Here is a 12,502-nt window from a genome sequence, read left to right as displayed (position 1 = left end):
TTGTAACCTGAATTGTGGTATTTCCACCTGCGCAACTTCCTGGCTATACCTCCTTCCGGTCAAAAAAGATATAGCCCAGCGTTACAAACAAAAACAAGCCGGACAATAAGAATAAGGTGGTGGTGGCAAGTCTGCCCGTGGAAACGGTATGGCTTAACCATAGTGAATACCAGTCTGTATAGGATGTTATTGAAAAAAAAGCGAAGCCGTTAATCAAGTAAGGAACCGTTTTGGCCCCGGTGTATAACAGAATGGAAAAAACAAGAAATCCTGCGGCACTGCGGAAAAATTGAGCCGTAAATACGAACAAGGCTGCAAGAGACCACATAGACAGGAACGCAGCAGCGTAGGCTTTCAACAGACTGAAGATATGGAGACTGCCCGTACCCGGAGTCCCGAACAGCAGGTTGCACAGTGTGCTTGCCGTTCCCAAGAGCAATAGCAGAATGCCGATGGCTATGCCAAGAACAAGAAATTTGGCAGTGTATACTCCGAGTCTTGTGACTGGCCGCAGCAGCGCCAGCTTCAAGGTACGTGATGAAATTTCCTGTGGGAATAAATCAGCAATCTCCACCATCATGAACAAGGGGATCAAGAAGACGGTGTATATCTCCAGCATTTGAACCGGATAGGAAGGACTGACGGCAACAATCCCCAATATCGGCTGCAGAGAATGGAAAAGTAAAATCAGCAGTACTGGAAGGATGACGGATACCAAGATGAAGATGATAGTTTTTTTGCGGTAGATCATGAGCTGCAGTTCGTTTCTAATTGCTGCTGTTAAGCCCTCCATTATCCATCAGCTCCTTTCCCTTTTGCAGCTCGGCAATGTAATATTGCTCGAGAGAAATATTGTCCGCAAGCAGTTCATGCACATTCCCTTCACGTACCAGCACGCCTTGATGCAGAATGCCCACTCTGTTGCAGAGCTGTTCCAATTCATGAATCATGTGGCTGGAAATCAGAAAGGTGATTCCCTGTTCAGCCGATAATTGCTTAACCAGAGCACGAAAATGAACTACGCCTTCAATATCCAGTCCATTGGTTGGCTCATCCCAGATCACAAATTCCGGGTAGTGCAGGATGGATGAGGCCATGGCCAGCTTTTGCTTCATACCAGTGGAGAAGTGTCTTATTTTCTCTTTGGCAAAAGCGGCCAGACCCACGGCTTCCAGCACTTCATCCAGCCGCTGGGGCGGCAGCTCCGGATAGAAGCTTGCATTCAGCTTTAAATATTGGCGTGCTGTGACATAATCGTAAAAATCGGCGGATTCGATCATGCAGCCTACCTTCCTCATACTCGATGCGAAGGATTGATCCAGATCTTGTCCAAACAATGAAATGCTCCCAAAGCTCGGAGTAAGCAGTCCGGTCAGCATTTTCAGAAGCGTAGTTTTACCTGCACCATTGGGTCCGAGTAATCCGTAGATATCTCCCTTGCTCAGTGTCAAATTCACACCGCTAATCCCTCTACCGCTATGGAATTCTTTGCTCACTCCTGTCAGCTTGGCTATGCTTTCCATGCCTTCTCCCCCTTGGCGTAACCTTTTATCCTTTTCCAGTAAGCTTTCACGCTAATTTAGAGTAAAGGATAAATCTAAAATACCTGTGAACAGACCCTTAAATAATTCTTAACTCCGGAGCACACAAAAAAAGCCAAAGCATCCCGAAGGCTTTGGCTTTTTTGCTTATATTCAGGAGCGGAACCGATATCCGGCGCCCCAAAGTGTTTCGATGTATAGCGGATTGGCAGAATCCTCTTCGATTTTCTCGCGGAGCTTGCGGATATGCACGGTTACCGTCTGGGTATCTCCGAGAGAGTCAACTCCCCATAGCCGCTCAAAGAGCTGATCCTTGCTGAATACATGATTGGGATGTAATGCAAGAAAGTAGAGCAGATCGAATTCCTTCGTGGTGAGCGACACCTCCTCATCCCGGACAAAAGCACGGCGGGAGTCCGGATTCAGTCTGAGCCCCCTGATTTCCAGCTCACTCGTGGATGATCCCCGGCCCTTGAGGCGGTCATATCGGGACAAATGGGCTTTTACTCTGGCAACCAGTTCAGCGGGTTTAAAGGGCTTGGTCATATAATCATCCGCTCCAAGACCCAGCCCGCGCACAATGTCGATATCCTCCCGTCTGGCGGTGACCATCAGGATAGGAATATCAAGCTCGCCGCGAATCCTTTTGCATACCTCGAAACCGTTCAGCTTGGGCAGCATGACATCCAGCACAATGAGCTCGAACTTCCCGCTAAGGCTGAGCTCCAGGCCTTGTTCTCCGTTTACGGCGATTTCGGTCTGATATCCATTCATCTCCAGATAATCCCGCTGAAGCTCGGCAATCGAAGGCTCATCTTCCACAATCAATATCGTCCGCTTCATTCTCCTGCGCCTCCTTCTTCGATCGGTAAAACAATGCGGATCTCCGTCCCTGCGCCTTCCTTACTGTCCGCATGAATCGTTCCCCCATGCTCCAGAATAATCTGTCTGGCGATGGCAAGGCCCAGTCCGCTGCCGCCGGTATTCGTATTCCTGGACTGTTCCGCCCGGTAAAACCGTTCAAAGATATGCCCGGCCGCTTCCGGGGGAATGCCCGGCCCATTATCACCAATGGCCAACGTAAAGTTCTTTCCCTCAACCAGAGTCTGCACCGTGATTCTTTTCTCAGGCTTATCCATATACTTTAGACTGTTCTGAATGATGTTGCCTAGCACACGCTTGAATGAGTCACGGTCTACCGATATCCGTGCCGCTTCCCCGCCGTTCATATCAATTTGCAGATCAACCTCCTGTTTCTCCAGCTCCACCTCTAGCTCCTCAGCCCAGTCCTTCAGGAAGGGCAGAATGGGTACAGATTCAAAAGAAAAGGGCAGCTTCTGCATATCCAGCTTCGAGTACAGAAACAATTCATCAATCAGATGATCCATTTCACCGGCCTTGGCGGCAATCGTACGCATGTATTTTTCATTTTTTTCCGGCGAATCCGCCACGCCTTCCAATATTCCGTCCACATAGCCTTTAATGGCAGTGATGGGTGTCTTTAAATCATGGGAAATATTCGTGATCAGCTCTTTGCGATTGGATTCATATTGCTGCTGCATGAGAAGTGATTGCTGAAGTCTTGATCTCATTTCTTCAAAAGCCATCCCAAGCTGACCCAGCTCATCCTTGCTGTCAATTTTCACCCTGAAGTCCAAATTCCCCTCAGTCACTAGCCCCGCCGCTTCGCGCAGTTCCAGTAAGGGACGGATAATCTTTCTGGACATATAGGTGGTCAACAGCGTATGCGTCAGCAGCAAGATGACTACGGTAGAAAGGAACAGAATCGGAAAAAAAGTCCTCACGAAGTGAACCAGAGGATCCGTTTTGTTGATCAGAAAAATACTTACGGGCTCTGATGCTTTCGATAATAAGTCAAATTGAGCGATTTGATACCAGTCATTATTATACTTCTTCCGAAAAGGTTCTTCATGAACCCCTGCATTCTTGAAAGCTGGCAGTTCATCCAACAACCCCTGTTCAAGCAGAAGACCCTTTGAAGCATACAGTGTCTTCTGGTCAGAGCGGATGAATAGTGAAGTGTTCTTCTTGAGCATATCCGCTGACAAATCGTCCAAAAAAGCGGTGTCCGTAAGCAAATCTGTATTTTGCATAAAGGTGTGCTTGATCAGATTGCGGGTATCCCTCTCTTCAATACCTTCAAATTTATTCTCATATGTGCTTTTCAGGCTTTGTACATCACCATGATAGACGATTGTCAGCAGCGAGGCCGTCAGGAGAAGCAGGAGCAGCGGAACGATCAGCATTGCCGCATAAGACAGCCGAAATTTCAAACGAATGGACATATCCGGTAATCACCCTGTCTCTTATAGTTCCAGAATGTACTTATCATACGACATTTCATGCAGCATACGAAAGTACAAGTCGGAAACCTATGCCGCCCGTTCCTTTTTTCTGCGCAACAGCCACCATGCCAGCAGCAGCACCACAACTCCGCATATAGCATAGCTCACCGGATGTAAATACTGCTCTACAATGCTCCAGTTCCCTCCCAGCCGGTATCCGAGATATACAAGGGCGATGTTCCAGGGAATACAGCCAAGAAAAGTGAATACTACAAATTTCCAGGATTTCATGCCGGCAACCCCTGCAGGTAAAGAGATAAACGTCCTTATAAAAGGCAGCATCCGTGTGAAAAATACAGTTCCCTCCCCAAATCGCGCAAACCAGCGTTCCGCCTGTTCCAGATGATGTGCATTCAAAAGAATATATTTACCGTACTTATCGAGCAGCCTCCTGCCCCCGGCTCTGCCGACATAATAGGCAAGGATTGACCCGATGAGATTCCCAACGACTCCGGCAACAACAACTTCTGCAAACGATAGTGATCCCTGGGCAACCAGAAAACCGCCGCTGAGCATAATCACCTCACTGGGAATGGGAATGCAGGCGCTCTCCAGGATCATTCCGATCCAAATTCCCCAGATTCCCATTGTATCCACAAGGTGGAGCGCCGTTTCAGATATTGAGGCCAGCAGTTGCTGCATTGTTTCCCCTCCGTTTCATTTAGAAAATAGTATTCAATATAAAGCTGATTGCGACCCCCAGCACCAATCCGGCCAACACTTCAAGCGGTTGATGGCCGAGAAGCTCCTTGAGTTGTACTCCTGGCGTCTCATCTTTCGTGATCTGCGAAAGATTATTGCTTATCCGATTTAATAGAGCAGCATGCATCCCTGCATGACGGCGGACACCCGCGGCATCATACATTGTGATTGCGCATACGACCGAGGCAATGGCAAACAGAGAAGAATCAAAACCGTTAATAATCCCTACAGACGCTGCCAGAGATGCCGCCGCTGCAGAATGCGAGCTTGGCATTCCTCCTGTACTAAAAGCCAGAGCCGAATTCCAGGTTCCGTTACGAAAAAGGTTCAAGGGGACCTTGATAACCTGGGCCAGGATCATAGAGATTAAGGCGGATACAAGGGGGAAATTATAGATCGTATTCGTATGCAATGTCGGTAAACCTCCTGTTATCAACTGGGTCCGCTTAATCGAAGTGTAATGCCTATGTATAAACTGGTCATGAAACAAATCTTAAGCGTTTATTAACTTATTCATAACGGAAAATCCACCCTATGCTAAGAAGTATCTGTTATAGTGGAACAAAAAAATAAAGGGAGTTCAACCATGCTGAAGTTTAATGTACCCAAATGGTTATACTGCATATGTATTATTGGTATCGTACTGCTGATGATCCCCAAGTTTTCTTTTAATGATCCAGATACCTTCTGGCATATAGAGGTTGGCCGTTACATGATTGATCACGGACAGATTCTGCACTATGCAATCCATACTTTTTACGGAGACAAGCTGCCTTATGTGCCGCATGAATTCGGATTTCAAATTCTGGTAGCCCCGCTTTATTCAGCGTTTGGCTGGCCGGGGGTATACCTCTTGACTGCAGTTTGTTTGTTCTTTCTAGTGCTTGGACTATACCGGCTTGGCAAAGTATCGCGTAAAGAGCTAGGGCTCAGGAAGAGCATGTTCTCTTGCTTCCATTTGCATTACTGATCTCCATCTGGATTTATTACAATTATTTTAAGGGCCGTCCGCAAATGATCTCTTCATTTATGATCGTCTGGTTTTTCGTTTATTTAAGGGAATACCAGCTGAAAGCCAAAGGGAAGTATGCCACTGCCATGATCATCCTTTCATGGATGACGGCCAATTTTCATGCGGGAGTATGGCTTGTTATTGCTGTATTTACAGGGATGGCGCTGTTTGAATCCTTACTAGATCAAACGATAAATTTGTCGTATTGGGCTGGACGGCCTTTGAGCGCTCTATGTATGGTTTTTCTGAATACCTTCCCGAAATTGTTGCTTATGATCATCCGGATTATGTGATTGTAAGCAATGGAATCTCTCGAAAGCTTTTCGAAGGATGGGTGAACCAATTTGGACAGCCTGTTTATAAAGGAGAAAATGGCAGTGTATTCGATTTCACAAAAACCACTGCCGGATCTGCTCAGTAAGGGTAGATCAATGTCCGAATATGTCAATAAGAACCTGATGTGAAAATTCTCATCATACTCTAATAAAAGGCGGAAAACCCTTACGACCACAGTTATCCATCAACGCTTAGCAATTTATGTTAAATTCAAGTGTGATAATGTTGGTTCAGGTGATCACCCAAACACAACAATGGGAGGTAACAGATGAACACAACTTACAAAAAAAACCGTTTCCGCAACTTTGGTATTGGAGTCAGCTTAGGTATAGCTTTACTTTCTGCCGGTACGGGCTTTTTGGATAACACGAATACAGCCTATGCTGCCACTGCTGCAACTACTGCAACTACTGCAGATCAAGTCATCTCAACTGGCCTGAAATATCAGGGGGTTCCTTATCAATTCGGTGCCAAAACAGGAAGAACCGATGCTTTCGACTGCTCCTCTTTTACACAGTTTGCCTTTAAACAAAATGGGATATCCATTCCCCGCTCTTCCAGACAGCAGTCCACAGTCGGAACATTCGTACCAAGAGATCAGCTCCAGCCTGGAGATCTGGTTTTCTTCTATTCCCCTATTCATCATGTTGCCATTTATATGGGCGATGGAAAATTGCTACACACGTTCGGAAAAGGGGGAGTTACAATTACTCCACTGAATACAGGCTGGTGGAATTCCCACTATAGAACAGCACGCCGGGTTTTGCCTTCGAATGGACAAACCGTTGTGAGCCCTGTTACGGACAGCAGCTTAGCAGCAGCTCTACCAGCCGCCCCTGCTTCAACACCTAATGTTCATCCTTCCTTCGATGATGAAGGCGGGCCGAACGAAAATTAATAGTACAACAAACAAGCCGTTTCTGAACCTCAGAGACGGCTTGTTTGTTTAGCGAATAACAATTCTATCCGAATACCTGTCTCTTGCAGTCAAGTATTCCGGATGGATAGAGCCGTCGGTAGTTTCACTATAACCTCAGTTCCTGCACCCTCGTGGCTCTCAATCCGGATTTCCCCATGATGCTCTTCCACTATTGATTTTGCAATGGGCAGCCCAAGGCCGGTTCCGCCCGTCTTTCTGTGACGTGAGCTGTCGATACGGTAAAAGCGTTCAAACACTTGCTTTACCTCCCCTTGGGGGATCCCGATTCCGTAATCTTTAATAATGAATTGAACATATTCCTCTTGCTTGGTTAGATGTAATTCCACCTGGGCTGTGCTGTATTTCAAGGCATTGTCCAGTAAAATAATCAGCAGTTGTTTTATTTTACTGTGATCCGCTTGTATAACATTGTCCTTCTCCTTAGAATGTAGAATGATTTTCCTCGTGCTTAACTGGCTGAAGTGGGCGATCACCAGTTTACAGGTTTGTATCAGATTCACAGACTCTGGTGTAAATTGTCCGCCTTGCTGCGAGGAAGCCAGATTAAGCAACTGCTGTGTCATTATTCGCATGCGTTTGGTTTCCTCATATATGGACTTCACAGCTTCCTCTTGCACCTTCTTATCATGAGCTCCCCAGCGTCTCAGCATGTTCGAGTACCCCTCTATGATCATCAGGGTCGTATTGAGCTCATGGGAGGCATCGGAGACAAACTGCTGCTGATTCCAGAAGCTCTCCTCCAGCCTTTCCATCATCCGGTTAAACGTCTCTGTCATTTCATAGAGCTCATCACGGTTTTTCCCCTTGTAGGAAATCTTCATGAAGGCGAGGCTGCGTTCAATCTCCCTCATCGTTCTTATGCTGCTTGTAATCGGCCGGACAACGGTGCGCGAAAGCATGCTTCCACCCAGCATACAGAGCAGGACAGCTCCGAAGGTGGTTGAGGTCAGGATCGTCACAAGGATTTTAAGATTAGTCTCCAAATCATCCATTTTCTCTGCAATCTCAAAGCCTCCCATGTCTCCGCTCGCGGTCTCCACTGGAATATAGACCATGAGTATCCGTTCGTCATCCTTTTGTAAAAGCTTGGTGCCTTTAGTTCTGTTATCGGTAACTGGCACCTCGTTCAAATCAAAATCTGCGCCGTTCGTAATCGTACGGACAGAACCAGGGATGGATATTCGAATGAGCGTATCTTCCGTTAGTGACTTGTATAGCAGAACATCTTGAGCCTCCGTGCTCATCGATTCCCCCTGTTCGATAAAGGGCTCCCATTTGCTCAGGAGAATTTCACCCGCATTTTGGGTGGCACTCTTGATAAAAAGCGAATACACAGCAATATCCACGCATAATAAAATGCCGATAAGCAAAAGTGAGGTCAATAAGGTGATTTTCGTTCTAAGCTTCACCCCTCTTCCTCCTTGATGCAATAACCGATGCCGCGTATGGTTTTGATTAGCTTGTTCTTAAAGCCTGAATCGATTTTCTTTCTAACATAAAGAATATACACATCCACTACATTGGTATCTCCGACAAAGTCAAAACCCCAAACATGATTAATGATTTGTTCCCGGTTCAGTACATGGTTCTTGTTCTCTGTCAAAAAAACCAATAGGTCGAACTCTTTAGGGGTGAGCTCAATCTTTTGTCCTTCACGGACCACATCTCTTGTCTGTTTGTTGATCATCAGATTATCGATTTGGAGAAGATTAGACTCTTCTGCTGGATTCGGCAGGTTGCCGTGAAGCCTGATGTTTGCTCTAATTCTGGCCAGCAGCTCCTCTATTTCAAACGGCTTGGTAATATAATCATTTGCTCCCTGATCTAACCCTGTTACTTTCTCAGAAGTGGTATTTCGTGCGGTTACCATAATGACCGGAGTGAATGCATCCACTTTCCGTAGTCTTCTCAAAACTTCCACACCATTAAGTTCCGGAAGCATGATATCCAGGATGATGAGATTCCAGGCTTGTCCGAGCGCTTTATCCAACCCCTCCCTGCCGGTTTTGGCAACCTCAACATGGTAACCCTCATGAGTCAGCTCCAGTTCCAAGAGCCGGGAGATTTTTGCTTCATCATCTATAACCAGTATAGACTGCTCCACATTCATTTCTCCTTTTCCGCTGCGCTAAACCTAAAAAATGGACAGGAACTATCCACTTGGGAGTAGTATCCTGTCCAATATTATTTATTATTCATCAGCGGTTTCTGTATCTTCCGCTTGATTGCTGTCCGAATCCGAAGCGTCGGCTTTCTCTACTTTTACGATTTTCCCGGTTACCGCATCTACCTTCACCTCAGTGACTTCCTTCTTGTTGTTCGTAATTTCCACACTGTAGACAATAGCACCATTTTCGTCTTCAAGCTCTGTCTGGTTTACCGTTCCCTTCACCTGTTCGAGCGCAAGAGCATTACTTTTCTCTTTTGAAATTTTAGCCTGCTTCGCCAAGCCAGCTTCTTCCTTAGCGTCAGCTACCTCACCGTCTCCATCGGATACTTCCTGATCATCAAGTTAAAGTCTTATTAGAGACACATTAGAAATCAGTTAGTATCCATTTTTAAGATTTATTTAAGAGATCATTAATAATTTCAGATTATAATTTTAAAATAAAAATAGAAAAGCGAGGATGAGAACCTTAATGAACTATCAGTTATTTCAAATCATAAATCACTTTGCTGGGAAATGGGATCTTATTGATGATTTAATGGAGTTTTTTGCACAGGATATTATATGGCTAATGATCGCTATGATCGGTGTTTTATGGTTCACTCATAAGGAACAACAGCAGCAGTCGGCATTCTATGCTCTTCTGTCCGCAGTAGTTGCTCTAGGAATAGCAACTGTATGGATATCTCCTGATGTCAATCAACCTCGTCCATTTGTACTCCATGTTGTACACCAGTTGATCCCACACAATGCGGATGCTTCATTTCCAAGCGATCATTCCACGCTCGCTTTTTCGCTTGCGTTCAGTCTCTTGTTCACAAACCGGAAATGGGGAACTGTAGCCTTGGTACTGGCATGCTTAACTGGATTTGCTCGTGTGTATGTGGGAGTACACTACCCCGGAGATATTGCAGGCTCAGCAGCACTCGCCGCATTAATCAGCTTTTTGGTGTATACAATGCGCGCCCGCTTGAATCCTGTTCCAAACCTGTTAATCCGAATTTACAACAAAATCATTTCTTCTCTACCTATAGTATCCCGTAAATAAACGGCGAAAAACAAACGGCATGACTCCTGGATTGGACCCATGCCGTTTTTCAATTATGAATTGGATTGATGTTAACTATCCTTTTCCCTTCTTCGTTTTGTCACCTCATTAATCCGGCAATGGATTCTCTTTGAATAACGTCGTGATATATTTTTAAATAATTGTCAGTCATCTTCTTATTTGTGAAACGCTGAAGTACATACTTCCTCAACACGTTCGGGGATGGATATTTCTTCTCTCTAACTTTTAGTGCCATCTCCCTGACGTTGTCACAGATCAGATTTGGAAAACCCGATAGCACTTCCGGCACAGCACCCCTTCTGAACGCCAGCACCGGTGTGCCGCAGGCCATACTTTCTACCATGACAAGTCCGAATGGTTCGTCCCATAGGATCGGGAATAGTACGCATTCCGCATGTTTGATCAGCCGTTGCTTCACTTTCCCTCCTACGGGTCCAATATAATGAATATGAGGATTTTTCTGAATGAGCGGCTTTACCTCTCTCTGAAAAAACTGAGGAGCTTTAACGGGTCCGGCGATAATCAGCGTTTTCCCGGTCTTTTTAGCAACTTCAATGGCTTGCAGAATCCCCTTGTTGCGAATGATTCTGCCTATAAACAACAAGTATGAATGTTTCACTGCGCTAAATTCATATTCATTCGTATTTATCCCATTATAAACGCAGGTGCCTCTGTTATTCCCCATCTTTTGGCGGGCACGTTTACTTACATATACAGGGTATTTGACTCGCCGCTTGACCGGAATATGCACGGTACATACGGTTGGAATCTTTGGATTAGTTACGCCAAGTGCGGAACGGAATGTATGATCATGGATAATGTCAGTACTGTCGGGTAATTTATTCAGTACATATCTTGCCAGGTTCTCGTGCCGAAGCCCCTTGGGATAGGTGATAAGCTTTGCCTTGCTCCTGCTTCCCAAAGCTGCATATAAAAAGACTCTATGTCCTCGTCTAACCAGTTCTTCCGTCAGCTCATACACAATTTTCTCAGTCCCCCCTTTAATGGACGGTACGGGCTGAGCCTTTGGGTAGTTCGAAATCACTTGTACAATTGTTAATTTTTTTCTTTTTGCAGGGATACTCAACTTTTTCATATAACCACGGTCCCTCCAACTCTTACTTTTTATCATATCTGGTTATCGAACAGAACATCGTTTTTTTCATAATATAGCTTGTCATTTAACTTATTCACAGGGTAAGACCAGAGATACAATAAGTTATGCCATAAAAACAAATAAGGAGTGGGCACAAACAGACATTAAACTTCGAGGAGCATGTTTCATACAACAGACCATGTACCTGTATTGAATATATAAAATGACCGAATATTTCACTTGGGGAACCGATTCCTTGATCTCCAGAATCTTTGGCTTTTCTGACGGAGCTGGCGGCCCTTTTTCTCATATGTAGAAAAGAAAGAGGGAGAAGTGATTCGCCCTCTTTCATCCTTCTATTCCGTTTGTTCACTTGCACCGCCAAAACCGGATTTTGGCAGTTCGGTTGCTTTTGTTTTAGTTCCCTTTGCTTTCAGGCTTTTTTCCTTAATGATTTTCCCCTCAGAGCTTTTCGCTTTGATTCCTTTGGACTCATGTTGCTTCATGTGCAATTTCTTTTCATGCTCTTTATGCATTTTTTCCTTATGAAGGTTCTCAGCATGGAGCTTCTTTTCATGTTTAACCTGGGTTTCACTAGGTGCTGCTTGTACCGCCGAGGCAACAGATAGCATGAGACATACCGACATAATCGTTACTGAAATTTTTTTCAATTGACATCCTCCTTAAAATGTTTTCCTCGAATGATAATATCTCCATAATGATTGTTTTTAATGAAGTAAATTCATCCCATACTTATAAAATTTTCACTTTGGTATCGAATCCATGTAAAAACGGCTAGGCCGCGTGGTCTTCACCCGCTCCAGAGGAAAAAAAAAGTGGCTGGACATTCTGCAGAAGTCCACCCACTTGTATTTCATTTTTTAACAAAAATTCCTTACAGCGATGCAATTGGGTTACGGAGGAAGATCGGCAACGGACCGGGAATCAAGGATTTCATCATGTCTGGCGTACGGGTAACCTGATGATCATCGTCGTTCCCTCTCCAATCGCACCGTCCACCTCAATACTCCCCTGATGCAGGGAGACCATTTTTTTAACGATCGCAAGTCCGAGACCGTTCCCATTGTTACTTGTGTTTCGCGACTTGTCTATTTTGTAAAATCTTTGGAATACGGCGGTGAACTCTTCCGGGGAAATCCCGATGCCATTATCGCTGATGGTGACAAGTACTTCTGCTGCACTGTTGACTATACTGATGTGGATCTTCCCGCCTTCAGGCGTGAACTTAATGCTGTTGCTGAACAGATTCATC

At 45.2% G+C, this 12,502-nt stretch carries 15 protein-coding genes and 1 pseudogene; 4 read left to right on the top strand and 12 right to left on the bottom strand.

What is annotated here, in order from left to right; all coding sequences use genetic code 11:
• Positions 1 to 43: 43 nt before the first annotated feature.
• The 6 genes from A3848_RS05600 to A3848_RS05575 form a co-directional block, all read right to left on the bottom strand.
• A complete protein-coding gene (locus A3848_RS05600) occupies positions 44 to 793 on the bottom strand; it encodes an ABC transporter permease (RefSeq protein WP_074083974.1) in 750 nt (249 codons plus the stop codon).
• Complete coding sequence (locus A3848_RS05595; protein ID WP_074083973.1) at positions 768 to 1,523, bottom strand: ABC transporter ATP-binding protein; 756 nt, start codon at positions 1,521 to 1,523, stop codon at positions 768 to 770. The genes A3848_RS05600 and A3848_RS05595 overlap by 26 nt, the downstream gene beginning before the upstream one ends.
• 171 nt (positions 1,524 to 1,694) lie before the next feature.
• Complete coding sequence (locus tag A3848_RS05590) at positions 1,695 to 2,384, bottom strand: response regulator transcription factor (RefSeq protein WP_074083972.1); 690 nt, start codon at positions 2,382 to 2,384, stop codon at positions 1,695 to 1,697.
• On the bottom strand, positions 2,381 to 3,847 hold the full coding sequence (locus A3848_RS05585; protein ID WP_074083971.1) for a sensor histidine kinase: 1,467 nt from the start codon (positions 3,845 to 3,847) through the stop codon (positions 2,381 to 2,383). Before A3848_RS05585 ends, A3848_RS05590 begins: the two co-directional genes overlap by 4 nt.
• Before the next feature lie 87 nt (positions 3,848 to 3,934).
• A complete protein-coding gene (locus tag A3848_RS05580) occupies positions 3,935 to 4,549 on the bottom strand; it encodes a DedA family protein (RefSeq protein WP_074083970.1) in 615 nt (204 codons plus the stop codon).
• Between the two features lie 19 nt (positions 4,550 to 4,568).
• On the bottom strand, positions 4,569 to 5,021 hold the full coding sequence (locus A3848_RS05575; protein ID WP_244169744.1) for a divergent PAP2 family protein: 453 nt from the start codon (positions 5,019 to 5,021) through the stop codon (positions 4,569 to 4,571).
• A 174-nt stretch (positions 5,022 to 5,195) separates the two neighbouring features.
• Here A3848_RS05575 and A3848_RS05570 point away from each other — a divergent pair, with 174 nt between their 5' ends.
• The 3 genes and pseudogenes from A3848_RS05570 to A3848_RS05560 all read left to right on the top strand — a co-directional run.
• A complete protein-coding gene (locus tag A3848_RS05570; RefSeq protein ID WP_074083969.1) occupies positions 5,196 to 5,579 on the top strand; it encodes a hypothetical protein in 384 nt (127 codons plus the stop codon).
• Between the two features lie 247 nt (positions 5,580 to 5,826).
• Entirely contained in the window at positions 5,827 to 6,042 is a 216-nt protein-coding gene (locus tag A3848_RS32140) for a hypothetical protein (protein ID WP_178381911.1), read from the top strand.
• A 183-nt stretch (positions 6,043 to 6,225) separates the two neighbouring features.
• A pseudogene (locus A3848_RS05560) lies at positions 6,226 to 6,723 on the top strand (C40 family peptidase); the annotation flags it as partial.
• 221 nt (positions 6,724 to 6,944) lie between these two features.
• Here the strand turns inward: A3848_RS05560 and A3848_RS05555 are convergent.
• The 3 genes from A3848_RS05555 to A3848_RS05545 all read right to left on the bottom strand — a co-directional run bounded on the left by A3848_RS05555 (position 6,945) and on the right by A3848_RS05545 (position 9,346).
• On the bottom strand, positions 6,945 to 8,306 hold the full coding sequence (locus tag A3848_RS05555; protein ID WP_074083967.1) for a HAMP domain-containing sensor histidine kinase: 1,362 nt from the start codon (positions 8,304 to 8,306) through the stop codon (positions 6,945 to 6,947).
• The gene (locus A3848_RS05550) at positions 8,303 to 9,007 is read right to left on the bottom strand and encodes a response regulator transcription factor (protein ID WP_074083966.1); all 705 of its coding nucleotides are present in this window, start codon (positions 9,005 to 9,007) and stop codon (positions 8,303 to 8,305) included. Before A3848_RS05550 ends, A3848_RS05555 begins: the two co-directional genes overlap by 4 nt.
• Before the next feature lie 81 nt (positions 9,008 to 9,088).
• Positions 9,089 to 9,346 (bottom strand): PepSY domain-containing protein, encoded by a 258-nt coding sequence (locus tag A3848_RS05545; RefSeq protein WP_074083965.1) that lies wholly within the window; start codon positions 9,344 to 9,346, stop codon positions 9,089 to 9,091.
• 190 nt (positions 9,347 to 9,536) lie between these two features.
• Here A3848_RS05545 and A3848_RS05540 point away from each other — a divergent pair, with 190 nt between their 5' ends.
• The gene (locus A3848_RS05540) at positions 9,537 to 10,112 is read left to right on the top strand and encodes an undecaprenyl-diphosphatase (protein ID WP_074083964.1); all 576 of its coding nucleotides are present in this window, start codon (positions 9,537 to 9,539) and stop codon (positions 10,110 to 10,112) included.
• A 100-nt stretch (positions 10,113 to 10,212) separates the two neighbouring features.
• On the opposite strand, the gene A3848_RS05535 is transcribed toward A3848_RS05540, so the two are convergent.
• From A3848_RS05535 to A3848_RS05525, 3 genes are all read right to left on the bottom strand, one after another.
• Positions 10,213 to 11,229 carry a glycosyltransferase gene (locus tag A3848_RS05535; RefSeq protein ID WP_074083963.1) on the bottom strand — a complete coding sequence of 339 codons (1,017 nt, stop codon included), beginning with the start codon at positions 11,227 to 11,229 and terminating at the stop codon, positions 10,213 to 10,215.
• 356 nt (positions 11,230 to 11,585) lie between these two features.
• The gene (locus tag A3848_RS05530; protein ID WP_074083962.1) at positions 11,586 to 11,900 is read right to left on the bottom strand and encodes a hypothetical protein; all 315 of its coding nucleotides are present in this window, start codon (positions 11,898 to 11,900) and stop codon (positions 11,586 to 11,588) included.
• 286 nt (positions 11,901 to 12,186) lie between these two features.
• The gene (locus tag A3848_RS05525) at positions 12,187 to 12,501 is read right to left on the bottom strand and encodes a sensor histidine kinase (RefSeq protein WP_074083961.1); all 315 of its coding nucleotides are present in this window, start codon (positions 12,499 to 12,501) and stop codon (positions 12,187 to 12,189) included.
• Between the last annotated feature and the right edge of the window lies 1 nt (position 12,502).

It is taken from the genome of Paenibacillus sp. P32E (genome assembly GCF_001909085.1).
Classification (GTDB): Bacteria; Bacillota; Bacilli; order Paenibacillales; family Paenibacillaceae; genus Paenibacillus_AQ; species Paenibacillus_AQ helianthi.
This window is presented reverse-complemented; position numbering and strand designations above follow the sequence as displayed.

Coding starts and splice junctions, on each gene's coding strand:
- A3848_RS05595 (WP_074083973.1), bottom strand. CDS start 1,523: ATGGAAAGCATAGCCAAGCTGACAGGAGTGAGCAAAGAATTCCATAGC.
- A3848_RS05600 (WP_074083974.1), bottom strand. CDS start 793: ATGGAGGGCTTAACAGCAGCAATTAGAAACGAACTGCAGCTCATGATC.
- A3848_RS05550 (WP_074083966.1), bottom strand. CDS start 9,007: ATGAATGTGGAGCAGTCTATACTGGTTATAGATGATGAAGCAAAAATC.
- A3848_RS05535 (WP_074083963.1), bottom strand. CDS start 11,229: ATGAAAAAGTTGAGTATCCCTGCAAAAAGAAAAAAATTAACAATTGTA.
- A3848_RS05570 (WP_074083969.1), top strand. CDS start 5,196: ATGCTGAAGTTTAATGTACCCAAATGGTTATACTGCATATGTATTATT.
- A3848_RS05525 (WP_074083961.1), bottom strand. CDS start 12,501: ATGAATCTGTTCAGCAACAGCATTAAGTTCACGCCTGAAGGCGGGAAG.
- A3848_RS05585 (WP_074083971.1), bottom strand. CDS start 3,847: ATGTCCATTCGTTTGAAATTTCGGCTGTCTTATGCGGCAATGCTGATC.
- A3848_RS05540 (WP_074083964.1), top strand. CDS start 9,537: ATGAACTATCAGTTATTTCAAATCATAAATCACTTTGCTGGGAAATGG.
- A3848_RS05590 (WP_074083972.1), bottom strand. CDS start 2,384: ATGAAGCGGACGATATTGATTGTGGAAGATGAGCCTTCGATTGCCGAG.
- A3848_RS05580 (WP_074083970.1), bottom strand. CDS start 4,549: ATGCAGCAACTGCTGGCCTCAATATCTGAAACGGCGCTCCACCTTGTG.